At 65.5% G+C, this 25,317-nt stretch carries 22 protein-coding genes; 10 read left to right on the plus strand and 12 right to left on the minus strand.

What is annotated here, in order from left to right:
• The first annotated feature begins 6 nt into the window (after positions 1-6).
• From BRA1417_RS0130060 to BRA1417_RS0130070, 3 genes are all read left to right on the plus strand, one after another.
• Positions 7-1,455 carry an aldehyde dehydrogenase family protein gene (locus BRA1417_RS0130060; RefSeq protein ID WP_027518958.1) on the plus strand — a complete coding sequence of 483 codons (1,449 nt, stop codon included), beginning with the start codon at positions 7-9 and terminating at the stop codon, positions 1,453-1,455.
• Positions 1,456-1,573: 118 nt separating this feature from the next.
• The gene (gene garD / locus BRA1417_RS0130065) at positions 1,574-3,115 is read left to right on the plus strand and encodes a galactarate dehydratase (RefSeq protein WP_027518959.1); all 1,542 of its coding nucleotides are present in this window, start codon (positions 1,574-1,576) and stop codon (positions 3,113-3,115) included.
• Between the two features lie 262 nt (positions 3,116-3,377).
• Positions 3,378-3,647, plus strand: a complete 270-nt coding sequence (locus BRA1417_RS0130070; RefSeq protein WP_027518960.1) for a hypothetical protein — start codon at positions 3,378-3,380, stop codon at positions 3,645-3,647.
• Positions 3,648-3,702: 55 nt separating this feature from the next.
• Here the strand turns inward: BRA1417_RS0130070 and BRA1417_RS0130075 are convergent, their stop codons facing one another.
• The 3 genes from BRA1417_RS0130075 to BRA1417_RS0130085 form a co-directional block, all read right to left on the minus strand.
• The gene (locus BRA1417_RS0130075) at positions 3,703-4,059 is read right to left on the minus strand and encodes a hypothetical protein (protein WP_027518961.1); all 357 of its coding nucleotides are present in this window, start codon (positions 4,057-4,059) and stop codon (positions 3,703-3,705) included.
• Positions 4,060-4,440: 381 nt separating this feature from the next.
• Positions 4,441-5,037, minus strand: a complete 597-nt coding sequence (locus BRA1417_RS0130080; protein ID WP_027518962.1) for a DUF2147 domain-containing protein — start codon at positions 5,035-5,037, stop codon at positions 4,441-4,443.
• Between the two features lie 116 nt (positions 5,038-5,153).
• Entirely contained in the window at positions 5,154-6,182 is a 1,029-nt protein-coding gene (locus BRA1417_RS0130085) for an NAD(P)/FAD-dependent oxidoreductase (protein ID WP_027518963.1), read from the minus strand.
• Between the two features lie 182 nt (positions 6,183-6,364).
• On the opposite strand from BRA1417_RS0130085, the gene BRA1417_RS0130090 reads away from it, so the two are divergent.
• Complete coding sequence (locus tag BRA1417_RS0130090; RefSeq protein WP_027518964.1) at positions 6,365-6,832, plus strand: thioesterase family protein; 468 nt, start codon at positions 6,365-6,367, stop codon at positions 6,830-6,832.
• Positions 6,833-6,844: 12 nt separating this feature from the next.
• On the opposite strand, the gene BRA1417_RS0130095 is transcribed toward BRA1417_RS0130090, so the two are convergent.
• Together BRA1417_RS0130095 and BRA1417_RS0130100 are read right to left on the minus strand one after the other, a co-directional pair.
• The gene (locus tag BRA1417_RS0130095) at positions 6,845-7,165 is read right to left on the minus strand and encodes a 2Fe-2S iron-sulfur cluster-binding protein (protein WP_007602043.1); all 321 of its coding nucleotides are present in this window, start codon (positions 7,163-7,165) and stop codon (positions 6,845-6,847) included.
• A 166-nt stretch (positions 7,166-7,331) separates the two neighbouring features.
• Positions 7,332-7,706: an Hpt domain-containing protein gene (locus tag BRA1417_RS0130100; RefSeq protein WP_027518965.1), complete on the minus strand. Its 375-nt coding sequence runs from the start codon at positions 7,704-7,706 to the stop codon at positions 7,332-7,334.
• A 396-nt stretch (positions 7,707-8,102) separates the two neighbouring features.
• Between BRA1417_RS0130100 and BRA1417_RS0130105 the strand changes: the two genes are divergently transcribed.
• The gene (locus BRA1417_RS0130105; RefSeq protein ID WP_027518966.1) at positions 8,103-13,811 is read left to right on the plus strand and encodes a negative regulator of septation ring formation; all 5,709 of its coding nucleotides are present in this window, start codon (positions 8,103-8,105) and stop codon (positions 13,809-13,811) included.
• 206 nt (positions 13,812-14,017) lie between these two features.
• Here the strand turns inward: BRA1417_RS0130105 and BRA1417_RS0130110 are convergent, their stop codons facing one another.
• From BRA1417_RS0130110 to BRA1417_RS0130120, 3 genes are read right to left on the minus strand one after another with little or no spacing between them, the layout of a single operon-like run.
• A complete protein-coding gene (locus BRA1417_RS0130110; protein ID WP_027518967.1) occupies positions 14,018-14,896 on the minus strand; it encodes an MlaD family protein in 879 nt (292 codons plus the stop codon).
• Between the two features lie 16 nt (positions 14,897-14,912).
• On the minus strand, positions 14,913-15,683 hold the full coding sequence (locus BRA1417_RS0130115; RefSeq protein WP_027518968.1) for an ABC transporter ATP-binding protein: 771 nt from the start codon (positions 15,681-15,683) through the stop codon (positions 14,913-14,915).
• 2 nt (positions 15,684-15,685) lie between these two features.
• Positions 15,686-16,819 carry an ABC transporter permease gene (locus BRA1417_RS0130120; protein ID WP_027518969.1) on the minus strand — a complete coding sequence of 378 codons (1,134 nt, stop codon included), beginning with the start codon at positions 16,817-16,819 and terminating at the stop codon, positions 15,686-15,688.
• A 143-nt stretch (positions 16,820-16,962) separates the two neighbouring features.
• Here BRA1417_RS0130120 and dgcA point away from each other — a divergent pair, with 143 nt between their 5' ends.
• Positions 16,963-17,958, plus strand: a complete 996-nt coding sequence (gene dgcA, locus BRA1417_RS0130125) for an N-acetyl-D-Glu racemase DgcA (protein ID WP_027518970.1) — start codon at positions 16,963-16,965, stop codon at positions 17,956-17,958.
• Here dgcA and BRA1417_RS0130130 read toward each other — a convergent pair.
• On the minus strand, positions 17,928-19,124 hold the full coding sequence (locus BRA1417_RS0130130) for a major facilitator superfamily domain-containing protein 6 (protein ID WP_027518971.1): 1,197 nt from the start codon (positions 19,122-19,124) through the stop codon (positions 17,928-17,930). The genes dgcA and BRA1417_RS0130130 overlap by 31 nt on opposite strands.
• Positions 19,125-19,199: 75 nt before the next feature.
• Between BRA1417_RS0130130 and BRA1417_RS0130135 the strand changes: the two genes are divergently transcribed.
• Positions 19,200-20,588 carry a hypothetical protein gene (locus BRA1417_RS0130135; protein WP_027518972.1) on the plus strand — a complete coding sequence of 463 codons (1,389 nt, stop codon included), beginning with the start codon at positions 19,200-19,202 and terminating at the stop codon, positions 20,586-20,588.
• 70 nt (positions 20,589-20,658) lie between these two features.
• Positions 20,659-20,952 (plus strand): hypothetical protein, encoded by a 294-nt coding sequence (locus BRA1417_RS0130140; RefSeq protein ID WP_198034932.1) that lies wholly within the window; start codon positions 20,659-20,661, stop codon positions 20,950-20,952.
• Between the two features lie 19 nt (positions 20,953-20,971).
• Here BRA1417_RS0130140 and BRA1417_RS0130145 read toward each other — a convergent pair whose 3' ends face one another.
• Entirely contained in the window at positions 20,972-21,331 is a 360-nt protein-coding gene (locus tag BRA1417_RS0130145; protein WP_007612410.1) for a hypothetical protein, read from the minus strand.
• A 122-nt stretch (positions 21,332-21,453) separates the two neighbouring features.
• On the opposite strand from BRA1417_RS0130145, the gene BRA1417_RS0130150 reads away from it, so the two are divergent.
• Entirely contained in the window at positions 21,454-21,771 is a 318-nt protein-coding gene (locus BRA1417_RS0130150) for an antibiotic biosynthesis monooxygenase (RefSeq protein WP_027518974.1), read from the plus strand.
• 30 nt (positions 21,772-21,801) lie between these two features.
• Here BRA1417_RS0130150 and BRA1417_RS0130155 read toward each other — a convergent pair whose 3' ends face one another.
• Positions 21,802-22,245 (minus strand): RbsD/FucU family protein, encoded by a 444-nt coding sequence (locus tag BRA1417_RS0130155; RefSeq protein WP_027518975.1) that lies wholly within the window; start codon positions 22,243-22,245, stop codon positions 21,802-21,804.
• 164 nt (positions 22,246-22,409) lie between these two features.
• Between BRA1417_RS0130155 and BRA1417_RS0130160 the strand changes: the two genes are divergently transcribed.
• Positions 22,410-24,203: a caspase family protein gene (locus BRA1417_RS0130160; RefSeq protein WP_027518976.1), complete on the plus strand. Its 1,794-nt coding sequence runs from the start codon at positions 22,410-22,412 to the stop codon at positions 24,201-24,203.
• Positions 24,204-24,275: 72 nt separating this feature from the next.
• Here BRA1417_RS0130160 and BRA1417_RS0130165 read toward each other — a convergent pair whose 3' ends face one another.
• Positions 24,276-25,259 (minus strand): threonine/serine dehydratase, encoded by a 984-nt coding sequence (locus BRA1417_RS0130165; RefSeq protein ID WP_027518977.1) that lies wholly within the window; start codon positions 25,257-25,259, stop codon positions 24,276-24,278.
• Positions 25,260-25,317 lie beyond the last annotated feature (58 nt).

The following is a 25,317-nucleotide window of genomic DNA, read 5'->3' on the forward strand; positions in this document are numbered from 1 at the left end:
GAAGCTATGACTGCGATCCTGAAGAACTTCATCGGCGGCGAATGGGTCGATGGCTCCGGCGTCACCAAGAACATCAATCCCTCCAACACCAATGATCTGGTCGGCGAATACGCCAAGGCCGACAAGGCGCAGACCGAGAAGGCCATCGCAGCCGCCAAGGCCGCCTTCCCCGCCTGGGCGCAGTCGACGCCGCAGGCGCGCTACGACGCGCTGAACAAGATTTCGCTCGAGATCATCGCCCGCAAGGAAGAGCTCGGCCGCCTGCTCGCTCGCGAGGAAGGCAAGACGCTGCCCGAGGGCATCGGCGAGGTCGCCCGCGCCGGCCAGATTTTTGCGTTCTTCGCCGGCGAGGCGCTGCGCATGATCGGCGAAAAGGGCGCCTCGGTACGTCCCGGCATCGACGTCGAGCTGACCCGTGAGCCGATGGGCGTCGTCGGCATGATCACGCCCTGGAATTTCCCGATCGCGATCCCCGCCTGGAAGATCGCCCCGGCGCTCTGCTATGGCAACACCGTGGTGTTCAAGCCTGCCGAACTGGTGCCGGGCTCGGCGCATGCGCTGTCCGAGATCATCACCCGTTCCGGCATTCCCGCCGGCGTGTTCAACCTCGTGGTCGGCTCGGGCTCCGTTGTCGGCCAGACCCTGATCGAGCATCCCGACGTCGCCGCGATCACCTTCACCGGTTCGGTGCAGACCGGGCGCAAGATCGCGCAGGCCTGCGTGACCTCGAGCAACATGAAGAAATTCCAGCTCGAGATGGGCGGCAAGAACCCGCTGGTGGTGCTCGACGACGCCGATCTGAAGACCGCCGTCGAAGTCGCCGTCAACGGCGCCTATTTCTCCACCGGCCAGCGCTGCACCGCGTCCTCGCGCCTGATCGTCACCGAAGGTATTCACGACCGTTTCGTTGCGGCGGTGACCGAGCGCCTGAAAGGCCTCACGGTGGACGACGCGCTCAAGGCCGGCGTGCATATCGGTCCGGTGGTCGACCAGAGCCAGCTCGACCAGGACCTGCGCTACATCAAGATCGGCCAGGACGAGGGTGCCAAGCTCGCCTGGGGCGGCGAGTTGCTCAAGCGCGAAACGCCCGGCCACTACCTCCAGCCCGCGCTGTTCACCGAGGCCAACAACAACATGCGCATTTCGCGCGAGGAGGTCTTCGGCCCGGTCGCCGCCGTCATTCGCGCCAAGAACTACGAGGAGGCGCTCGCGATCTCCAACGACACCGAGTTCGGCCTTGCCTCCGGCATCTGCACCAGCAGCCTGAAATACGCCTCGCACTACAAGCGCAACAGCGAGTCCGGCATGGTGATGGTCAATCTGCCGACCGCCGGCGTCGATTATCACGTGCCGTTCGGTGGCCGGAAGGGTTCGAGCTACGGTGCCCGCGAGCAGGGCTCCTATGCCCGCGAGTTCTACACGACGGTGAAGACCGCCTATACCTTCCCCGGTTGATAGATCGTGGATGTCGTAGGGTGGGTTAGCGCAGCGTAACCCACCTCTTCTGGTTCGACGGATGCAGACGGTGGTGGGTTACGCTGCGCTAACCCACCCTACACTTCGGAGTCCTTCCATGGACCAGTCAGTCGCAGCGAAAGAGCAGCCCCGCTACATCAAGCTCAACGATCGCGACAATGTCGCGATCGTGGTCAATGATTTCGGGCTTCCCGCCGGCTCCCGCTTCGCCAGCGGGTTGACGCTGCGCGCCTTCGTGCCGCAAGGCCACAAGACGGCACTGGTCGACATCCCGCAGGACGCCCCGATCATCCGCTATGGCGAGGTGATCGGCCATGCGCTCGCGCCGATCCTGGCCGGCGAATGGGTGGACGAAGCCCGCATCCGCATGCCGGAGGCCCCTGCCCTCGACAAGCTGGAAATCTCGACCGCTGTGCCCGCGCCGCTGCCGCCGCTGGAAGGTTTTACGTTCGAGGGCTTTCGCAATTCCGACGGCTCGGTCGGCACCAAGAACATCCTCGGCATCTCCTCCTCCGTGCAATGCGTCAAGGGCACGATGGAATATGCGGTGAAGCGCATCCGCGCCGAGCTGCTGCCGAAATATCCGAATGTCGACGACGTCGTGCCGCTGACGCATGCCTATGGCTGTGGCGTCGCCATCAACGCGCCTGATGCTGTGATTCCGATCCGCACGCTGCAAAACATCGCACAGAATCCGAATTTCGGCGGCGAGATCCTGGTCATCAGCCTCGGCTGCGAGAAGCTTGCGCCCGAGCGTCTGGTGCCGGAAGGCGTCAGCGATGCCATCGTCCGCATGCAGGACGAAGCGTTCGACGGCTTTGGCGCCATCGTCGACGCGATCATGACCCAGGCCGAAGCCCGCCTGAAGATCCTCAACACGCGCACCCGCGAAACCTGCCCGGCCGCCGATCTCGTCATCGGCCTGCAATGCGGCGGTAGCGACGCCTTCTCCGGCGTCACCGCGAACCCCGCGGTCGGCTTCGCCGCCGACCTGCTGGTGCGCGCCGGCGCAACGGTGATGTTCTCGGAAGTCACCGAAGTACGCGATGCGATCCAGCTGCTCACGCGGCGCGCCATCAACGAGGACGTCGGCCGCGCGCTGGTTCGCGAGATGGCCTGGTACGATTCCTATCTCGCCCGCGGCGGCGCCGACCGCAGCGCCAACACCACGCCGGGCAACAAGAAGGGCGGGCTTGCCAACATCGTCGAGAAGTCGCTCGGCTCGATCGTCAAGTCCGGATCAAGCGCGATCACCGGCGTGCTCTCGCCCGGCGAAAAGGCGACGCAGAAGGGCATGCTGTTTGCCGCAACGCCGGCGTCCGACTTCATCTGCGGCACGCTCCAGCTCGCCTCCGGCATGACGCTGCAGGTGTTCACCACCGGCCGCGGCACGCCCTACGGCCTTGCGGCTGCGCCCGTGATCAAGGTCGCGACCCGCAGCGAGCTGGCGCGACGCTGGAAGGACCTGATCGATTTCGATGCGGGAGGCATCGCCACTGGCGAGAAGACCATCGAGGAAACGGGCTGGGACCTGTTCCGCCTGATCCTCGACGTCGCCAGCGGCCGCACCAAGCCGTGGTCGGATCGCTGGGGCATCCACAACGATTTGACGCTGTTCAATCCGGCGCCAGTGACCTGAGCGCCGCGCGCGGACGCTGCCTCGCCGCGTGGATGCATTGGTGCCGTTTCGGCACGTAGGGCACCGACACGTCACCGCGCGACCACTCCCGCGAAACCGTCCGGAAACATTGGCGCGGAAAACTTCTTCCACGCTTCGTCGCTTCGACATCACGCAATCAAATATATCGAACGACGGCAATCGAATGTTCGCATACGAGCGAACCTGTTGCGGCATCGTCGCGACCTAACCTCCGATTGCCACTTCTCACGGAGATTTTCCAATGCGCGTTCTATCGATGATTGCCGTTGCCGCAGCGATGATTGCCAACTCGTCAGGCGCGTTCGCCGGCGAGCTTCCCTCTTACGAAGTGACGTCGTTTCCGATCTCGGCGACGCAAGTCCAGGTGCTCGGCGGTGCCGGCGTCGAGGAGCAGTCGACTGCGCCCGCGATGATCGTCGCCGGCATGCCCGCCTCGCCCGCGCAGATGTCGGTGCTGTCGCCACGCGTGAAGCGGCTTGCGAGCGTCAGCGCGAACAACGAGGCGCGCTAAGCCTCGACGTCATTCCGGGTTCGACGCTGCGCGTCGCCCGGGATGACGTTTCACTCTAGGTCATGCTGCCCGGCATGAAGCAGCGCACCCGCGGATGGCCGTCGATGTAGTGCTTCCACACCATGGTGCGGCCGATCTTGTTCGGCTCGGTGATGACGGCGCCGTCGGGCACGACCACCCATTCGCCTTCGAGATGCACGCGATAGCGGCCCTTGTCGGATTCCCAGTCGACATCAGCGACCACGTAGCCGTCGGCATCCGAGCAGCATTGGCCGTATTCGCTGTGCAGGCTCTCGAACCAGGGCTTTAACGGCGAGTTGGCGTAACGGCCGTCGTCGCGCGCCATCGTCGGGGCGGTCAGCAGCACCGTCAGAACCAGCAGCATGGCGGCACGCGGTATTGCACGTCTCATGTCGACTCCGCGGATCGAGGTCATCGCCGCGGGGCGATAGTTACCGTCCGCCTTTCGCGACTCGGCGAAGGCGTCAAGGACGGCGACTCATTCCCCCAACAGCTTTGCGGATAGCTATGCAAATCCGGCGCCACCGCGCATTCCGGGGAACTACTGGCGCGCGTCCGGCAGGCATTGGTCTTTCGACGGGTATGACCGCTACTCGCGCGCCAAGATCTCCGCTGTCTCAGCCGGCCGCCTGCGCGATTGCGCACGGGGGCCACGGACACCGCGCAAGAACGCGCAGAGGCTGCGGCGTACTGGAGTCCCCCGCCTTCGCGAGCAATGACGGCGGTGTATGGAGCTACGGAAGTTCAGACGGCACAGCGCGCGACGTAGACCCTACTGCTTCGGCGCCGGCGCCATCATCGCGCCGCCCTTCTTCGCCGCGGGCACGGGCTTGGTCGCGGCGGTCGCTTGCGCCGGGAGATATTTCGCGACGATGGCGGGATCGACCTGCGCGATGTTGGCGTCGGGAAGACGCGTCCAGGTCTCGTCCTTGCCGAACAGGGAAATGCCGAGGAAGCCGCGCATCGTCAGGGTCTGCCCATCCGGGCTGACCGACATCTTGGCCTTCCAGATGTTGCCGTCACGCGGATTGACCACGTTGCCGCCGTCATACTTCAAGCCGTCGCGCTTCATGTCGCGGATGAAGGAGAGGCCAAGCACCGGCGCGTTCTTGCGATCGTCCGTGCATTTCGCGCAGACCTCGTTCGGGTCGTCGCCTGGCCGCGGAAAGGTTTTTGCGATGACGCCTTCGAAGATGCCGTTGTGGTCGATGAAGAGAAACCATCCCACCGTCTTGCCGTCTTCGACCTTCTGCCAGAGGCCTGCGGCGGTCGGCTGCTGCACTTGCGCTGCAACGGGGCTCACCGCACCGAGCGACATCGCGAGCGCGAGGAGCGAGAACAGCCGAAAGCTGGAAAAGAGAGTCCGCATTATCATCACCTTGCTGAGCCAATCGCCTTGCTAAGCCGCCTACTGCAATGGCCGCAGACTACGGCGATTTCGCGAACTGTTCCAGCGCCAGAAACATGGGGCATTGCCCCCCGCCGTCAGTTGACGCCGAGCTTCTTTTGCAGGCTGGAGGACGAGGTCGTGTACTGGAACACGAGCCGCTTCTCCGGATAGACGTAGCGATGGGCTTTTTGCGACATCAGCGCGCCCTCGTGGAAGCCGCACAGGATCAGCTTGATCTTGCCGGGATAGGTGTTGATGTCGCCGATCGCGAAGATGCCCGGCACGTTGGTCTCGAACGCGGACGTCTCGACCGGCACCAGATTGTTCTCCAGCGCGATGCCCCAGTTCGCGACCGGACCGAGCTTCATGGTCAGCCCGAAGAACGGCAGCATGGTGTCGCAGGTGATTTCGGTCACGCTGTTGTCGTTGCCCTTGACGGTGGCGCCGCTCAGCTTGCCCTCGTTGCCCGACAACGCGGTGACCTGGCCGAGGCGCAGATCCATCTTGCCGGCTGCGACCAGCGCGCGCATCTGCTCGACGCTGTGGGGCGCGGCGCGAAAATCGTCGCGACGGTGCAACAGCGTGATGCGCTTTGCAATCGGATGCAGATTGAGGGTCCAGTCGAGCGCGGAATCGCCGCCGCCTACGATCAGCACGTTCTTGTCGCGGAACGTCTCCATCTTGCGCACGGCGTAGTGCACCGAGCTTCCTTCATAGGCTTCGATCCCCGGCACCGGCGGACGCTTGGGCTGGAACGAGCCGCCGCCGGCAGCGATCACCAGCACCTTGCATTCGAACACCTTGCCGGCGTCCGTGGTGCAGCGGAACAGGGGATCGCCGATCTTCTCCACGGTCTCGATCATCTCGCCGAGATGGAAGGTCGGATGGAACGGCTTGATCTGCTCCATCAGCGCGTCGGTGAGGCCCTGCCCCGAAACCTGCGGAATGCCGGGAATGTCGTAGATCGGTTTTTCCGGATAGAGTTCTGCGCACTGGCCGCCGACCTTGTCGAGGATGTCGACGAAATGCGTCTTCATGTCGAGAAGGCCCAGCTCGAAGGCGGCGAACAGACCGCAGGGGCCGGCACCAATAATCAGCACATCGGTTGTGATCGCGTCGCTCATGTCGTCTCTTTATCGGTGGATATCGGTGGGACGGCGCCCTGTGGGCCGAGGGGACCCTGCCTGTCTAGCCAACGGGGATGGATCAGGGAAGGCATAAAAGCGGGAGCGCCCCGCAGCCGCGCCCACTTGCCGGGTCAGGATAACTGGGCTGTAACGGGCAACGCTATGACGGAGATCAATCGGTGAACGCACCAAGCCGCCTCGATACGACGCCGCGCCTGGAGGATTATCCTTTTCGCCTCAGCGACAACGTCCGCTTCGGCGATCTCGACCCCAACCAGCACGTCAACAACGCGGTCTACGCCACCTATTTCGAGACCGGCCGTGTCACGCTGATGAAGCTCCCGGAATACGGCCTGACGCCGCCCGGACTTGCCTGGATCATGGTGCGGCTCGACATCCATTTTCGCGCAGAGCTGCACTGGCCGAACACAATCGAGCTCGGTCTCGGCGTCGTGAAGCTGGGACGAACGTCGGTGACGTTCGAGCAGGTGGTGTTTTCGGAAGGGAAGTGCATTGCATCGGCGACATCGGTCGCCGTGATGATCGACGAATCGTCGCGGCGGCCAACGCCGCTGATCGCGGAAGTGCTCGAGAAGCTCAGGCCCTGGCACAAGCGCGGCATCGAGGTCGCGCCGCCGAGCACATGATAGCTAAGAAAGTTAGGCCTGGCGTTCCGGCGTCGCCACCACGAGGCCGTCGAGATCGTCGGAGACCTTGATCTGGCAGGACAGGCGCGAGTTCGGGCGCACGTCGAAGCCGAAGTCGAGCATGTCCTCTTCCATCGGCGTCGGGCTGCCGACCTTCTCGCGCCACGCTTCATCGACATAGACATGGCAGGTGGCGCAGGCGCAGGCGCCGCCGCATTCGGCCTCGATACCGGGAATGCTGTTGCGGATGGCGGCTTCCATCACAGTCGCGCCGTTCTCGACGTCCACCGTACGGGTTTCGCCCTTGTGATCGACAAAGTGAATTTTGGCCATGTGTGCTCGTGCTGCCGCGATCTAGGGAATGAAGGAGGGTCCGGGCTGTCCTATAACGGGTCGATCAGCCCGGCGCCATAGCGTTTTGTTGAAGTCGAGAATACCGTTTCGCGGTAAGAAAACCCGTCAAAACAAAAGACTAGAGCACAGTTGTGGCCCTGTCGCCCTAAGGGTTCAGGATCGCCTCGATGGCGGCGCGCGCCTCGGTCACCGCCTCTTTCAGCGCGGCGAAGGCGTGTGCCCGGCCCTGGCCGGTCTGAATCGCGGTCTCCAGGCTGGCGGCGGCATCCGCGACCGCAAAGGCGCCGATCCCGCGCGCCGAGCCCTTGAGCTTGTGGGCCAGTGCGCCAGCCTCAGCCGGGAGCGCTGCCATTGCCGCGATCAGGCGCACCGCCTGCTCGGCAAACATCCCCAGTACTTCCTGTTTCAGCTCGGAATCGCCGAGCGTCATGCGGGAGAGATGATCGAGGTCGAGCGGGCTGTCGATGGGTGCAAGCGGCGGCGAGGGCATCCAGTCCATCCGTTGCAGTTCAGGCATCATGGCGCAGGCCCCGGCATCGCGCGATGTCCGCCGGTCCGGCGGCCAAGTTCCCTCCACCCAAGCACGGAAATGGTTAACGAAATGTTCCGGCCGTTTTGCGCAAATCTGCCTGTTTATTGACGAAAAGTTGCCGCAATCCGGCGAGTCCGGTGGAGAATTGCATTTATTGCTAAGGCCTTACGGCGCGATCCTGTTAACGATGATTAAGAATGTCTTAATCCCGGGCATTTCATTCGCGACGCTCTGCCAATAGGATGTTGGAGAAATTGGCGGACAAGCCGTCCGGGTGGGGATGGCTCGGAGATCCGCGCAAGCGGCATGATCCGGACTGTGGGCTTGCGTAGCGCGCAGAGCTTGCGGGGGGACGCGTACAAGTAACGAGGGCTCGGACTGAACATGGCAAACACTCCGAAAAAGGTCAAAGACCCCACAGAAGATGCGCTTTCTGCAATCCAGGAAGCCCTGAACATCAGCGACACGGCGGCGGACACCAGCCGCAACGCCACGATGCGCAGCGAAACGTCGCCCCCGGTCGCGCCACCGGCTCCCCCGATGTTCGACGAACCGAGCTTCGACGCGCGCCCCGCCGCGAACGAACGCGCGATGTTCGACCAGGTCGAGGAGCCGCGCTCCTCGCGCCGCGCCGCCAATGACGACCGTGCGACCATCGGCCAGCTCTTGCAGACGTTGCAGACGGGACGCCCGACCCGCAACATCTACACCGGCGCGACGATCTTCACCATCATCTGGCTGGCGGCCTGCGCCGCGCTGACGGTCGGCTTCCTGCCTTCTATCCAGGCGGCGATGGGCCAGAGCGGCGGCGTGTTGGCCATTGCCGGCCTCGTCACGATGTTCTTCGCGCCGATCATGCTGTTCTTCTTTCTGGCGAGCCTCGTCTGGCGCGGCCAGCAAATGAGCTCGGTCGCGCAGGCGATGGCGCAGGTTGCGATCCGCTTCTCCGAGCCGGAAGGCTCGGCTTCGGATTCGATGGTGACCGTCGGCCAGGCCATCCGCCGCGAGGTTGCGGCGATGGGCGACGGCATCGAGCGCGCCATCGCGCGCGCCGGTGAGCTCGAGACGCTGGTGGCCAACGAGGTCGCGGCGCTTGAACGCGCCTATTCCGACAATGAAGTGCGCATCCGCGCCCTGCTGCAGGACATCGCGCATCAGCGCGACAATCTGGTCGGCCAGGCCGAGCAGGTCCGCAGCGCCATCTCCGGCGTGCAGATCGATTTGCGCCATGACATCGCGCTGATCTCGGACGCGATCGCCTCGCGCGTCGACGAGGTCGCCAAGTCCATCACCGGCGCGCTCGAAGAGCGCGGCGCCCACATCACCGGTGCACTCAGCAACGCCGGCGACAACATGATCCTCGCGCTCGGCGAGCGCGGCGGCGACCTGCTCGACCGCCTCGAGGAGGCCAGCAACGAGACCACGCGCGCCGTGCTCGATGCCAGCGAGCGGCTGACCACCAGCCTCAACTTCAAGACCGGCCACGTTCACGACGAGTTCGTCGACCTCGCCGACCGCGTCCACGAAATGCTCAACGAGCGCATCGACCGCATCACCGGCGAGTTCGAGCAGCGCTCCGCCGCGATCGTCGACGGCATCTCCGAGCGCACCGAGCAGGTGCACGATAGCCTGAAGAATTCGTCGGACTCGCTGCTGCTCGAGCTCGAGCTGCGCTCCAACGATCTCTCCGCCAAGATCGACGACGCCGGCAACCGCCTCGCCGGCCAGATCATGACCTCCGGCGACAAGGCGAGCGAGGCGCTTGACGCCACCGTCAACACGCTGGTCGCCAAGGTCGTCAGCCAGACCGAGACCGCGCACGATTCGCTGTCGCTGCAGATGAGCGCCTTCGACGAGCTGGTGAAGAACCAGGGCACCGAGCTGGTCGAGAAGTTCGCCCGCGACTCCGGCACGCTGGGCGCATTGATCACCCGCCACATCTCCGAGTTCGACCGCACCGTGAAAACCTTCGGCGGCGAAATTGTCGATCGGATGGGGCAGCGTACGCAGGACATCCATGAGTCGCTGAAGACCTATGTCGACAATTTCGACACCCGCTTCACCTCCAACGGTGGCGCGATTACGGCTGTGCTCGACCAGCGCCTGGTGCAGTTCGAGACCACGGTCGGCGAGCGCGTCAGCAACCTCGATGCCTCGCTGAACGGCAAGATCTCCAGCCTCGACTCGACGATCGACGGTCACATCAAGACCTTCGACGAGCAGCTCGTCGGCCGCGTCGCTGCGCTCGAACAGTCGTTCGATACCCGTGCGAAGTCGGTCACCGAGACCATTGACGGACGGCTCAACACGCTCGCCTCGTCGCTGACCGACGGTGCCGCGCAGGCGATCCAGTCGATCGACTCCCGCCTCACCCATCTCACGACGTCGCTGACCGACGGCGCATCGCAGGCGATCGAGACGATCGACAACCGCCTCAACCACCTCACGACGTCGCTGACGGATGGCGCATCGCAGACCATCCAGACGATCGACACGCGCCTCACGCATCTGACGACCACCCTCACCGGCGGCGCGTCGCAGGCGCTCGAGTCCATCGACACGCGCCTCACCTACCTGACCACCGCGGTGACGAACGGCGCCTCGCAGGCCGTGCAGTCGATCGATACCCGCCTCACCCTCCTGACCTCGACGCTCACGGACGGCACCGCGCAGGCGATCGAGGCGGTCGACCGCCGCATCACCGGCGTTACCGAGATCATCGACGGCCGCAGCATGCACCTGACCGACACGGTCACGGCGCGCTTCCAGGACATCCAGCAGGCCATCGAGACCAAGGTCGGCTCGGTCGCCAGCGACATCGACGTGCGCGTGGCGCAGTTCGAGGACCTGCTCGGCTCGCGCGTCGAGGCCGTCGCCGGCCGCATCGAGAGCAGCGGACGCCAGGCCAGCGAGGACATGATGTCCCGTGCCGAGATGATCTCCACCGCGATCCGCTCGCATGTCGAGGACGCCGAGCGCTCGCTCACCAACCTCGTGGTCAACACCAGCGAGACCATCCAGACCGGTGCGCGCACCGCGCAGCAGTCGCTGATGACGGTTTCCTCCGACGTCAACGCCCAGCTCAAGATGACCTCCGCCGAGGTCGAGCGCGCGCTGACCGCGGTCGGCACCGGTGCCGCGAACTCGATCCTGACCAGCGCCCGCGAAGCGCAGTCGACGCTGGTCGCAGCATCCGGCGATGCCTCCAACCAGATCAAGGGGCTCGCGGCCGACGTCGAACGCACGCTGTCGTCGGCTGGCTCGGCGACCGCCGCCTCGATCCTGGCCGGTGCCCGCGAGGTGCAGACCACGCTCGTCACGGCGTCCTCGGATGCGGCCAACCACGTCAAGACCCTCACCGCCGACGTGCAGCGCTCGCTGTCGATGGCCGGCACCACCACGGCGGAATCGATCACCGCCGGCGCCCGCGATGCGCAGAGTGCGTTGATTGCGGCCTCGAGCGAGACCGCCAACCAGATCAAGGCGCTGTCCTCGGACGTGCAGCGCTCGCTCTCGATGGCCGGCACCGCGACGGCAGAGACCATCATGACCGGCGCCCGCGAAGCCCAGAGCACGCTCGTCAACGCGTCCTCGGATGCGGCGAGCCAGGTCAAGTCCCTCGCCGCCGAAGTGCATCGCTCGCTCTCGCAGGTCGGCCAGTCGACCGCCGAGACGATCACGACCAGCGCCCGCGATGCCCAGAGCACCCTGCTGGCGGTCTCCGCCGAACAGACCGGCCAGGTCCGTTCGCTGGCGGCCGAGATGCAGCGCGCGCTGGCGACCGCCGGCGGCGCCACCATCGAGGCGCTCACCAGCGGCGTACGCGAGGCCCAGGGCACGCTGATCTCCGCCTCGACGGACGCTGCGAGCCAGATCAAGTCGCTGACCATCGACATCGAGCGCACGCTGACCTCGGTCGGCGCCGACACCGCCTCCACCATCCTCAACAGCGCGCGTGAGGCGCAGACCTCGCTGACCTCGACCTCGGCGGATGCCGCAAGCCAGATCCGCACGATCTCGAGCGAGATCGAGCGTACGCTGAGCACGGCCACCGCGAACGCGACCAACGACATCCAGACCAGCGCGCTCAACGCCCAGAACGCGTTGATCAACGCCTCCAACGAGGCGAGCTCGCGGGTCAAGTCGAGCTCGGCGGACGTCGAGCGCTCGGTGCTCGCCGCCAGCAGCAGCTTCGGCCAGGCCATGACCGGCAAGACCGACGAGATCGTCACCTACGTGCAGCAGCAGTCCGACCGTCTCGCCAACATGATCGACGCCAAGCGCGGCTCGCTCGTGGACGCGATCGGCTCCAAGACCAGCCAGCTCACGCTCGACATCGACCGCGTCACGTCCGACGCGCTGAAGTCGATCGAGACGCGCGGACATGCGTTCTCGCAGACCATGATGGGCAACGGCTCCGAAGTGGCGCGGACCATCAACTCGGCGAGCGAGATGGCGACGGGTGCCGTCAACAAGTCGCTCAAGGACCTCGAGCAGGCCTCCCGCGCGGCAATCGACCAGTCGCGCCAGGTCTCGATCGCGGCCGTCACCGAGATGCAGGAGACCAGCAAGATCCTGCGCACCGACACGGTCGCCCTGTTCGAGCGCCTGCGCGAAGGCAACATCCTGCTCCAGGAGGTGCTGACCGGTGCGCACGACAACCTCAACTCGCTCGAGCGGGCGCTGGTGACGCGCGTCGCCGACTTCGTCTCGGCGATGAACGACGTCACCTCGCGCAACGGCGCTGCGACGCAGAACCTGGAAGACCAGCTCAACGTCTTCAACAGCAAGACCACGCGGGCGCTTCAGGATCTCGGCGAGCTGTCGACCCAGTTCGACGCGCACGGCAAGGCACTGGTCGAGGCCGCGCAGGTCGTCGAGCAGAGCAACAAGAACACCACCGCCTCGCTCGCCGAACGCAAGGAGGCGCTGGAATCGCTCGTCACCACGATCGACCTGCGCACGGCCGATCTCGATCAGCGCCTGTCGCGCTTCACCGGTCTGCTCGATGAATCGCTGGCGGCCGCCGAAGAGCGTGCCCGCGACATCGCCCGCGTCGTGGCCGAGACCGCCGGCGCAGGTTCCGCCGCAATCACCCGCCAGTTCGAGGCGGTGCGGTCGGCCTCCGAAGAGGAGCACCGGCAGACCGTCGAGGCCATGCACGACATCTACCGCCAGACCACCGACGAGGCGGATGCGATGTTCAAGCAGTCGACCGAGAAGTTCACCAACCTCGTCTCCAGCATGAAGCAGATGGCGTTCGAGATGCACAACGAGCTCGAAGCCACCCGCAACGAGCTGCGCCGCGGCGTGCTCGAGATGCCGCAGGAGGCCGCCGAGAGCACTGCGCAGATGCGCAAGGTGATCGTCGACCAGATCGAGGCGCTCGCCGAGCTCAACCGCATCGTGGCCCAGCACGGCCGCGGCCTCGACGTCTCCACGACGGGCCGCGCCAGCGTGCAGCGGCAGGAAGAGCCGATGCTGGCGGCCGTCGGCGCGCGCAGCACCGAGACGCGCATGCGCGAGAGCGCCAGCGCCTCGACGCTGCCGCCGCCGGATCTCGGCATGCCCGCCTCCTCGCGCCGCACCGAAGCTCCGCCGGTTGCACCCGCGGGCAACGACCAGGGCCGCGACGGCTGGCTGTCGGACCTGTTGAGCCGCACGGACGCCAACCAGGGTGCGCCGACCGGACGTGAGCCCCAGCGCGGCCGCCAGGCTGCACCGGCGCCGCAGCCGCAGGCTCCGCAAGGTGGCGGCAATCCGCTGGAATCGTTGTCGCTCGACATCGGCCGGCTGATGGACCGCAACCTCGCGTCCGAGATGTGGGACCGCTACCAGCGCGGCGAGAACAAGGCCTTCACCAAGCGCCTCTACACGCCCGCCGGCCAGAAGGCCTTTGACGAGGTCGCCCGCAAGTATCGCTCCGACCGCAACTTCAAGGCCACGGTCGATCGCTATGTCGCCGAGTTCGAACGCCTTCTCGACGAAGTCGCCCGCGACGGCCGCGGTCCGCAGGAGCTGCGCAACCACCTGACCTCCGAGACGGGCCTGGTGTACACGCTGCTTGCGCACGCAGCGGGCCGGCTGGGGTAAGCGGTTCGCAGCGATAGCGAACAGCGAATGAAAGACGGAGCCCTCGCGGGCTCCGTTTTGTTTTGGGAACGTCGTTGCGCCTCCACAAACTCGTCATTGCGAGGAGCTCTTGCGACGAAGCAATCCAGACTGCTTATGCGGAGGCAGTCTGGATTGCTTCGCTTCGCTCGCAATGACGGAGGAGAGGGTCGAGTGCAACGCGCCTACTACCGCCTGCGCTCCGGCACCGCAGGTTTCGGCGGCTCGGGCGGCGGTGGCGGCGCAGCCGCCGGTGCGTTGTTGCTGGCGCCGAACAGGACGCGGGTCGGATTGCGGTCGAAATTGTTGACGGCGCGGCTGATGTCGCCGAGCGTGCGGCGGCCGTCGGTCATCAATGCGCCGGAGCGCTTGTCGAAATCGTCGGCCAGTTCGCGGATCGACTTCACCGCCTGGAACAGCTCGCCGCCGTCCTTGCCGCCGGCGAGCGTGTTGAGGCCGAGCATGAGGCTGTCGGCCTTGAGCATGACGCCGTCGACCTTGGCCATCACGCCGTCGATCTTCTCCGAGTTGCGGGCGAGCGAGTTGGTGAAGGTCTCGAGATTCTTCAGCGAGTTCTTCACCGACTCCTGATTGTCGGCGACGATCTTGTTGATGTTCTGGAGCGTGCCGCGGATCGCCTCGGTGACGTCCTGGAGCTTGTTGGGATCGGCCGTCAGCGTGGGGATGCCGTCCTCGTCGAGCGGCGGCGACGGCGCGGCCTCCTCGCCGCCCTTGAGCGAGATCGCGGCAACGCCGGTCAGGCCCTGGAATTCGAGGCCGACCAGGGTGTCCTTGCGGATCGGGGCGTTGTTCTCGACCATGGCGAGTGCGACAACCCGCCGCGGGTTGTCGAGCTTCACCGAGACCACCTCGCCCACCCGGATACCATTGAAATTGACGCTGCCGCCGTTGCGCAGGCCCGCGGCCGGGCCCTCGAACACCACGCGCAGCGGGCTGCGCTGCTTGGTCGTGTGCAACGACTGAAACCACAGCACGAAGCCGATCGCGGCGGCGATCACCGCCAGCGTGAACGACCCGATCAGCACGTAATTTGCGCGCGTTTCCATCAGCTACTCCGGCACCTCAGCCCATCACCGCGCGAGCGCGCTTGCCATGGAAATATTGCCTCAGCCAGGGATGCTGCGAGGCCTGCATGTCGGCGATCGACCCTGCCGCAATGATCTTACCGTTGCCTAAAACGGCGATGCGGTCACATGCTGTGTAAAGGCTATCGAGGTCGTGGGTTACCATGAAAACGGTCAGCCCCAAAGTCCGCTGCAGCGTCCTGACCAGCTCGTCGAAGTCGCCGGCGCCGATCGGGTCCAGGCCCGAGGTCGGTTCGTCCAGGAAGACGAGATCCGGGTCGAGCGACAGCGCGCGCGCCAGCGCCACGCGCTTGATCATGCCGCCCGATAGTTCCGAGGGAAAGCGATCGGCGACCTCGGGCTTGAGACCCACCATGGTGAGCTTGGCGATGGTGATCTCGTCCATCAGCCGCTGCGACACCCGCAGATATTCGCGCATCGGAAACTGGATGTTCTGCCGCACCGTGAGCGAGGAGAACAGCGCGCCCTGCTGAAACAGCACGCCCCAGCGCCGCTCCACGTTGCGACGCTGCGATGTATTGGAGGCATCCAGGTCGACGCCGAACACCTCGATGCTGCCTGCGACCTTCGGCACGAGGCCGATGATCGTGCGTGTCAGCACGGACTTGCCCGCGCCGGAAGGGCCGACGAAGCCCAAAATCTCGCCGCGCCTGACGTCGAGGTCCAGCCCGTCGAGCACGCGCGTCGCGCCGAATTGCACGGTGATGTCGCGGACGCGAATGATCGGGTTCTGAATTTCGGGAGCCATCGTCACATCCCGATCGCGGCGAAGAAGATGGCGAACACGCCGTCCATGACAATGACGAAAAAGATTCCTTTCACGACAGACGACGTCGTGTGCTGCCCGAGCGATTCCGCGCTGCCCTGCACCGCCAGCCCCTCGACGCAGGCGACGATGCCGATCACCGCGGCCATGACAGGTGCCTTGACGATGCCGACGATGAAATGGTCGATCGAGATGGCGTCGCGCAGCCGCAGCAGGAAAGCCTCCGGCTGCACGCCCCCATAGAGCCAGGCGACGAGGCCGCCGCCATAAAGCGCGGCCATCGCGCCGAGGAAGGCCAGGATCGGCAGCGCCAGCACCAGCGCAAGCATGCGCGGCAGCACCAGTACCTCGATCGGGTCGAAACCCATGGTGCGCAGCGCGTCGATTTCCTCGCGCATCTTCATCGAGCCGAGTTCGGCGGTGTAGGCGCTGCCCGAGCGGCCCGCGACCATGATCGCGACCAGCAGCACGCCGATCTCGCGCAGCACCAGCACGCCGAGCATGTCGACGACGAACAGGTCGGCGCCGAACCTGCGGAAATGGAAGATGCCCTGCTGGGCGATGATGCAGCCGATCAGGAAGGTGATCAGCACGACGATCGGCACCGCGCGCCAGCAGACCTGCTCCAGATGATGCACGGTCGAGGTCAGGCGGAACGAGCGCGGATGAATCAGGGTGCGCGCGACCGCCGCGAGCACCGCGCCGAGCATGTCGATCAGGCCTGCGACCGTGCCGGCAACCCCGGCCACGGCCCGGCCGATCTGCTCCAGCATGCCGGTGATGGTGATCGTGCTGGGGTCGATGACGGGCGTCGCCCTGACCCGCCGCACCTCGTCCACGAGGCTCGAATAATTGGCGGAGAGGCCGGCGATCTGCGCCTCGACGGCGCCCTGCGTCAGGCTGCGGCGCAGCCGCTCGATCAGCCAGGCGCCGAAGGTGTCGAGCTTGGAGACCTCGGAAACGTCGATGAAGATGCTTTGCGGGCCGCCGGCGAGCTTCTCGGCGTCGGCCACCATCCGCTCCAGGACCGGCGCGAAGCTCGCGGTCCAGGTTCCGGTGGCGCAGAGTGCCAGCGCATTGCCCTTTGCAATCCGTTCCAGCTTCGGATCGCCGTTCAAGATGTCCGCTCCCGTGCCGGGGCGCGAGAAACGGTTGAAATCAGATGGTTGCGCACGCGCCCTTACCCGGAGAAGGTATCCCCAACTGGTTAACCTTAGTTGCTAGAGGTAACCAGCAGGTTCAGATTTCGCCAGAGTTCAAAATGACTTCCAGCAAAGTTCCTGCCCTCGCTGCGCGAATCGAGCGCTTTCCCATCGCGGGCAGTTTCACCATCAGCCGGGGCGCCAAGACCGAGGCCGTGACGGTCGTGGCCGAGGTCAGCCGGGACGGCCTGACCGGCCGCGGCGAATGCGTGCCCTATTCCCGCTATGGCGAGACGCCCGAGGCGACCCTTGCCGCCATCCAGGCCATGCAGGCGGCCGTGGCCCGCGGCCTCACCCGCGAGGCCCTGCAAGCCGCCATGAAGCCTGGAGCGGCCCGCAATGCCCTGGACTGTGCCCTGATCGATCTGGAAGCCAAGACGGCCGGCTTGCGGGCCTGGAGCCTGCTCGACCGCCCCGCGCCGGGCGAGCGCACCACGGCCTACACGATCTCGCTGGGCACGCCCGAGGCCATGGCGGCGGCGACTGCCAAAGCGGCGCACCGGCCGCTGCTCAAGATCAAGCTCGGCGGCGACGGCGATCCGGAGCGGATCACGGCGGTGCGCGAGGCGGCGCCCGAATCCGAGTTGATCGTGGATGCCAACGAGGCCTGGACCGAGGCCAATCTGGAGCACAATCTTGCCGCCTGCGAGGCCGTCGGCGTCACCCTGGTCGAGCAACCGCTGCCCGCCGGCAAAGACGACGCGCTGGCGCGGATCAAGCGGCCGCTCGTGGTCTGCGCCGACGAAAGCGTGCACGACCGCAACTCGCTCGCAGCCTTGCGCGAGCGCTACGACGCCGTGAACATCAAGCTCGACAAGACCGGCGGCCTCACCGAGGCGCTGGCCATGGCGGACGCCGCGCAAGCGCTCGGCTTCGAGATCATGATCGGCTGCATGGTCGCAACCTCGCTGTCGATGGCGCCTGCAATGCTGGTGACGCCGCAGGCGCGCTTCGTCGATCTCGACGGCCCGCTGCTGCTGGCGCACGACCGCGATCATGGCCTGCGTTATGATGACAGCCTGGTCTATCCGCCGGACTCGTCGCTCTGGGGGTGAGCTTTCAGACGGTGCCGCGCCGACCAGATCAGCAGCGCGCCGGCAGCGGCCATTGCGGCCATGACGTAATAGAGGCCGTCGCCGATGCGGGCGTAAATCGCGCCTGACGCGATCGAAGTTGTCGCACCCAGAAGCCCGTTGCACGCGGCGTAGTAGCCCTGCCCCCGCGCGATCTGATGCGACGGCACGCGCTGCACCAGCAGACTCATGGTGCCGAGAATGGTCATCCCGAAGGTCAGGCCGTGGCCGAGCTGCACGACCGCCAGCAGCACGAGCGGCGGATCGTGCGCGGTGACGACCCAGCGCACAACCGCGCTCGCGCCCCCGATCGCCATGAGCGCGGACGGATGCAGCGAGAAGCGCGGCGACAGCGCGAACACGATGATCTCGGCGATCACCCCCAACGTCCAGAGCCCCGCGATCGTCAGCCCGCCGAGACCCTGGGCCTGCCAATTGATGGCCGAGAACGTATAATACGCGACATGACTGCCCTGGATCAGCGCGGCCGAAACGATGATGGCCCAGAAGCCGGCATCACGCAGCAGCGCCTTGCCGGCATGCGCCACTGTCGTCCTTGGCCTGACATCGTCGAGCGGCTGCAGCAGCATGCCGGCGGCGACCGCAACAACAGCCCAGGCGACGATGATCCAGATCAGATCGCGCGCCGCGATGTGGTCCACGAGATAGCCGCAGGCGAGCGAGCCGGCCGCGAAGGCTGCCGAGCCCCACAGCCGCACCGGCCCGTAATCGAGGCCGTAGCGGGCGACACCACGCAGCGCATAGGCGTCGGTCAGCGGCATGGTCGGCGTCCACATTATGCAGGTCAGCGCATAGATCAGGAACAGCGCCAGCGGCTGCTGCTGCAAGCCGACCGCCGTAAACCCGATCGCCGTCGCCAGCACGGACACCATCATGCCGGCGCGAATCGCATGTCGCTTTTCGGCAAAGGCGGTGACCTGCGGCAGCGTGGTGAAGCGTGTGATCGCAGGCAGCGCGTTGATGAGGCCGATCCAGGCCGCGTCGATGCCGATCGCCTTCAGCCAGACCGGAAAGAACGGCAGATGCGTTCCCGACACCGCGAACACGGCCGAATAGAAGAGCGCGAGGCTCACGGCGAATCGCCGCTTCCGAGATGCTGCGATGGGGATTTGTGATTCGCCTGCCATCAAACCAATTGCGATTCGGCCGATATCGTGGTGATCGTTACAGTAACGCGTACTGATTTGCGCGACGAGATTGACATGGCCAACGAAGCATTCGCCCTCTCGCCTATGTCTGCCCGCGCGGCCGAGCCGAACGAGCAGGATTACGACGCGATCCGCGAAGCCTTCCTGGAGACCGCACGCGGCCGCTGGTTCCTCGGCGAATACGCCAAGCGCAACCGCAATGCGGATACCCGCATGGTGCTCGACGCGGTCGCGAAAATCGAAGAAACCCTTGCGGCACAGCGCCAACCCGTGGTCGAGGACCGCCTGCCCCAGGCGCTGGTCGCGATCCGGCACGCGATCCGCGAAGCCGAGACGATCGCGATCGCGGCGTTCGATCCCGGGGCGATCGAGGCGAGCCTCGCACCGATCCCGCGCGGCCTGCGCATCATCAAGGAGATCTCCTGGCGCTGGCGCGAGATCGGCGCCGACGGGCGAATCTGCGACCTGATTGATTCGCAGCTCGCCTCGATCGAGGCGGCCTGTGCGCAGGTTGCGACCATCGACCCCCGCGCCGACCTCAAGGCCGCATTCGATCTGCTCAAGAACCGGATCGACCAGACCGACGCTGACGCAACGCCGCAGGCCGCGCCCCCCTCGCCGGCTCCGGTGCAGGACGCACCCTCGCCCGTTGCGGAAGCTCCGCCTGCCGAGGCCGCGCCTGCGGCGATGGCCAGCGAAGCAACCGTGGCTTTTACGGAGGCGCCGCAGGACATCGCGGAGGCGATCGGGCCCGAAGCCGCCGTGGAGGCGGTCGACGTCGCTGCTGCCTTCTCTGTTGCCGAGCAGGCGACGGACGTCGCCCTGGAGCAGGCGACCCTCGCCGAGAGCCGGATCGCGCCTGAAGACATCGCTTTTGAAGAGCCGGCCACTGAGGCCTTCGCGGAGGTGACGGACGAATTTTCGCTCGACGCCGCCGCCGAGGACGAAGCCATCCTCGAGGCCATCGCGCTGGAGATGGCCGCGCCAGATCCGGAATTCGACGAGATCATCGAACCGGTCGAGATGGAAGCGACGGTTCCGGAGCCGGTGGTTGTGGAGGCCGCAGCGCCCATCGCAGCCGAGATACCGGAGCCGATCGCACCAGAGCCGGTCGCACCGGAGCCAGTCGCCGCCGCAGCGATCGTGGAGGAGCCTGTAGAGGAAGCGCCGATCGCGATGGAATCGCTGGCGCGCCTCACCAACGCCATTGCGGAAGCCGCCGCCGAAGTGATGGAGCAGCCGGCGCCGGTGATGGCCGCCACCGCCACATTCGGCGCGGCGCAGGCCACGACGCTGCCGATGCCCTCGCCGGTTCCGGAAGCCTCGCTCGGCGCCACCATCCTCGCCAGCGGCATCCTGCAAAAGCCCCGCGCCGCCGCCAACGATCCCATGGCGCCCATCCGCCGCATGACCCAGGCCGAGAAGATCGCGTTCTTCTCGTAAGGGGGCAACCATCTCCTCCACCGCAGACACCCTCACCCTCTGGCGTCCCGTCGGTCCGAAAGAGCTGGAGCTGATCCAGCAAACGGGCATGCGCGCGTTTCCGCCGCGCCTGCCCGACCAGCCGATCTTCTATCCAGTCTTGACCGAAGACTACGCCATCAAGATCGCGCGCGACTGGAATGTCCCGGCGAGCGGCTCGGGCTTCGTGACACGTTTCGAGGTCGAGCGCAGTTTCGTCGCCAAGTACGACGTGCAGGAGGCGGGCGGCCGCTCACATCTGGAGTACTGGATTCCGGCCGAAGACATCGGTGCCTTCAACGCCGCAATCGTCGGCCTGATTGAGGTCGTCCGCAGCTTCCCTTAGCCGCCGCGCGCTCAGACCATCACCCGCAATTCCACACCGCACCGATCGGCGTCCGCGTCCAGCACGGCCCAAAACTGCCGCCATTGTAGCGGCCGCCGCCGAAGCCGGGCCGGCCGAAATAGCGCCACTCACCATCCCAGCCGTAATATTGCGGGACCGGATCGATGTACCAATGGCGCCGGTCGCTGGGCGACATCCGCCGCATCGCTTCCTTCTGCTTATAGAGCGGAATGCTGTTGCTCAGCGGCTGGCGATAGCCGGGCAGGAAGCCATAGCCATGCCAGGCTTGCTTGGGACGCTTTTGGATCGAAGCAGCCGGCGCGACAGCCGGCAGCAGCGACAGGACGATAGCGACAGATAGACACATAAGGCGCGACATGGACCGACCATAAACAGTCGGATGCCGGCAGGCCATTCAAATTCGGGTGGGCGATGTAACAAAGCCCATCGCGAAACCGAAGAGATCGGGAACGGAAATCCATCACCGAGGGTCAGGGAAACATGATTGGCGAAGTGATTGTCATTGGCGATCTGCAATTGCGTGACGGCGCCTCTGTCGACGAACACGACCGGCTCGGCGCGCGCATGTACGACATCGTCAGCCGCCTCCCCGGCTTTCTGTCGGTCAAGTCGTTCAAGGCCGACGACGGCGAGGAGCTTACCGTCTTCCGTTTTGCCTCGGAGGAAGCGCTCGAAGCCTGGCGCACCCATCCCGAACATGTCGAGACGATGAAGCGGGGACATGCCGAATTCTATGCCAGCGGCTTCCTGCAGATCTGCAAGGTGATCCGCGAGGTCGGACCGTTCGCGCACGCGTGACGCGGTTCCGCATCGTTCGATCGTGCGCTACTAGCTGATCACGCCCTTCCTGATCAGGAAGCATCCATAGCCCCTGCTGTCGCCGACCTGCACGACGCCAAAGCTCGCCGCCGCCGCGCGATAAAAATCCGGCCGCGAGAGTTTTCCGGGCGTGACCGGCCGGCCGGCGGCGCGTTCGATTTCGGCGAGCACCGCGCGCTGCACGTCGGGGACGCGGTCGGGATCGTCGACCGGCATCATCACGCGCACCGGATCGGGATCGAAATCGTCGAGCGGATAGACCGACATGATGGCGCGGATCGCGGTCTCCATGCGCATGCCCGGCAACTGGATCAGGCGCCGCGAATGCGTGCTCTGCGCGATGCGTGCCGCCGGGTGATTGGCATCGACGAAAACGAGGTCGTCGCCATGGCCCATGGAAGCCAGCAGCCAGAGCAGGTCGGGCGTGAGGATCGGATCGATCGATTTCAGCATGTGACGGACTGTCCTCCCATTGCGCGCCCACCTTGGCAGGTTCCAAGCGTGATTCAGATCACGCAGCCTAGCATGGTGATGGGGATCACGGACCTCAAACTCGAACGCGGCCAAGCTTCCCGGCAACCAATCTCGTATCGAGATCAGTGCCAAAGGAGCACGCCATGTTCCGCCTAAAACCCTTCCTGATGACGGCCAGCCTGCTGGGAAGCCTGTTCGGCTTCGCCTGCGGCCCTGTTTCCGCGCAAGTCGCCCCGGTCGAGCCGGCCCCCACCGCGCTGCAAGGCCCGGAACAGCGGGTGGCGCTGGTGATCGGCAATTCGAACTACCAGAACGCGCCGCAGCTCGCCAACCCCGACAATGACGCGGAGTCGATGGCGAAGTTCCTGAATTCGGCCGGGTTCGAAGTGGTCGCCGCGACCGACCTCACCCAGAACGACATGCTCCGCGTGGTGCAGGACTTCTCCGCCAAAGTGTCAGCGCGCGGTCCGAACACGGTTGCGATGGTCTACTACGCCGGTCACGGCGTGCAGCTCGCCGGCGAGAACTACCTCGTTCCCGTCGACGCCAAGGTCTCGAGCCAGACAGAGCTCGTCAACAACTCCGTCCGCCTGGTCGACGTGATGTCGACGCTGGAGACGATCCCGAGCCGTATGCGCATCGTCATCCTCGATGCCTGCCGCAACAACCCGTTCCCGAACGTGAATGATGCCGGTCGCGGCTTGGCCATTGTCGATGCGCCGAACGGTTCGATTGTCGGTTACTCGACCGCGCCGGGCGCGGAAGCGCAGGACGGCACCGGCGGCCACAGCCCCTACACGCAGGCCTTCCTGAACGTCGCGCGCGAGCCCAACGTGCCGATCGAACAGCTGTTCAAGCGCGTGCGCCTCGAAGTGAACCAGACCACCAGCGGCGCGCAGATCCCGTGGGAGAGTTCGTCGCTGACGTCAGACTTCACCTTCTTCGGCGACACCGCTGTTGCCGCCAACCGCGCGCCGGTGAATGCGCCTGTGGTGCAGATGGCCTCCAACCTGCCGAGCCGCTCGACCCGCCAAGCCTATGATTACGTCGTGTCCGAAGCCCGGCCGGAGTACTATCAGGAGTTCATCACGATGTATCCGCACGACCCGCTGTGTGATCACGTCCGCTGGCTGCTCAACAACCTGCTGCTCACGCAGGCCTGGCACAAGACGGTGCTCGCGAACTCGCCGGTCGCCTACAAGAACTTCTACGACAGCTACGGCAACACGCCCTATGCGCAGGTCGCGCTGAAGCTCCAGATGCAGCCGAAGCAGATCCCCTTGATGCAGGCGACCAAGTTCCTGGCGCCGCAGAATATCGCCCCGACCTTCAAGATCGGCAATCTCGGCCAGCCCAAATACATGCCGCTGCAGCAGGGTAATGGCGGCGCGCAAGTGAACGGCAATTTGCCGATCGTGCAGAAGTCGGGCGACAACAACGGCATCGGCAAGCTCGGCAATGGCGGCCAGATCTTCAACCTGCCGGCGGGCAACAACCAGCCGAACGGCACGCCGTCGCAGACCCCGGGCAAGATCGTCACCCTGCCCGCGCCGACCAACAGCACCAACAACAATGGCGGCATCGGCAAGATCGTGACGCTGCCTGCGACCAACAAGACGCCGAACGGCACTGCCAACGGCACAACTAATGGCAATCCTGGCAAGGTTGTGAGCATGCCGGTGAATGTCGGCAAGGGCGGGACGACCATCGATACGAAGCCCGTCAACGTTCAGACCCAGACCAACCCGATCCGCATCAACAACGGCGCGAAGATCAACAACAACCCGGTGAACAAGGTGCAGGTGCAGAACAACAACCGCCCGCAGTTCAATGAGACCAATCGCATGGTCAACAATGGCGGCAACAACTTCCGGCAGTCGATGAACCAGAGCCAGGGCGGTAACGGCGGCAACAACCACCGCGGCTTCATGCACTGATCGCGGTCGGCCACACATAACAAGGGCAGAGCGGTGACGCTCTGCCCTTCTTCATATCAGAAGATTAGATTATCAGGCCACCAGCTCGGAAAACAGATCGGCATCGACATTGCCGCCTGAAAGCACAATGACGACGTTCTTGCCGGCAACATCAAGTCGTCCCGCAAGCAGCGCGGCAAGACCCACCGCTCCGCCCGGCTCCACCACGAGCTTCAGCTCGCGATAGGCAAACGCGACGGCCGCGCCGACTTCCTTGTCCGACGCGGTGACGCCGCGCGCGAGCAGCTTGCTGTTGATTGCAAACGTCATCTCGCCGGGAATCAGGGCCATCAGCGCATCGCAGATGGTGCGGCCTGCCGGCCCGTGCGGCTCGCGATGACCTGCGGTCAGCGACAGGCCGTGATCGTCGAATGCCTCGGGTTCGGCGACGACGATTTGCGCCAGCGGAAAACGCGCCTTCACAGCCGTTGCAACGCCGGCGATCAGACCGCCGCCGGAGGCCGGGGCGACCACGATGTCGGGCGCGAGACCGAGTGCCGCCATGTCCTCGGCGATCTCGCGGCCGGCGGTGCCTTGGCCGGCGATCACGAAGGGATCGTCGTAGGGCCTGACCAGCGTCGCGCCGCGCTTCTCGGCGATGCCGCGCGAGATCGCCTCGCGGTCGTCGCGGTCGCGGTCGTACAGCACGACCTCGGCACCGTAGGATTTGGTACGCTCGCGCTTCGACGACGGCGCATCCGCAGGCATCACGATGGTCGCCTGCATGTCGAGGATCTTTGCCGCCGCCGCCACGCCCTGGGCATGGTTGCCGGAGGAGAACGCGACCACGCCGCCGGCGCGCTTGTCCTGCGGGATCGAGGCGACCTTGTTGAAGGCACCGCGGAACTTGAACGAGCCGGTGCGCTGGAGCATCTCCGGCTTGAGATAGACCTTTGCGCCGACGCGTTCGTTGAGCACGGGAAAGGACAACAGCGGCGTGCGGACGGCGAAGGGGGCGATCACGCGCGCTGCGGCATCGATATCGGCAGGGCCGATCGGGAGGAGCTGTTCTGTCATGCCTGATGTTATCGCGGCGGATGAGGCGCGGGCAAGGCATCTCCGCGCGAGCATTCTG

Origin of the sequence: Bradyrhizobium sp. WSM1417, assembly GCF_000515415.1 — a bacterium.
Lineage (GTDB): Bacteria > Pseudomonadota > Alphaproteobacteria > Rhizobiales > Xanthobacteraceae > Bradyrhizobium.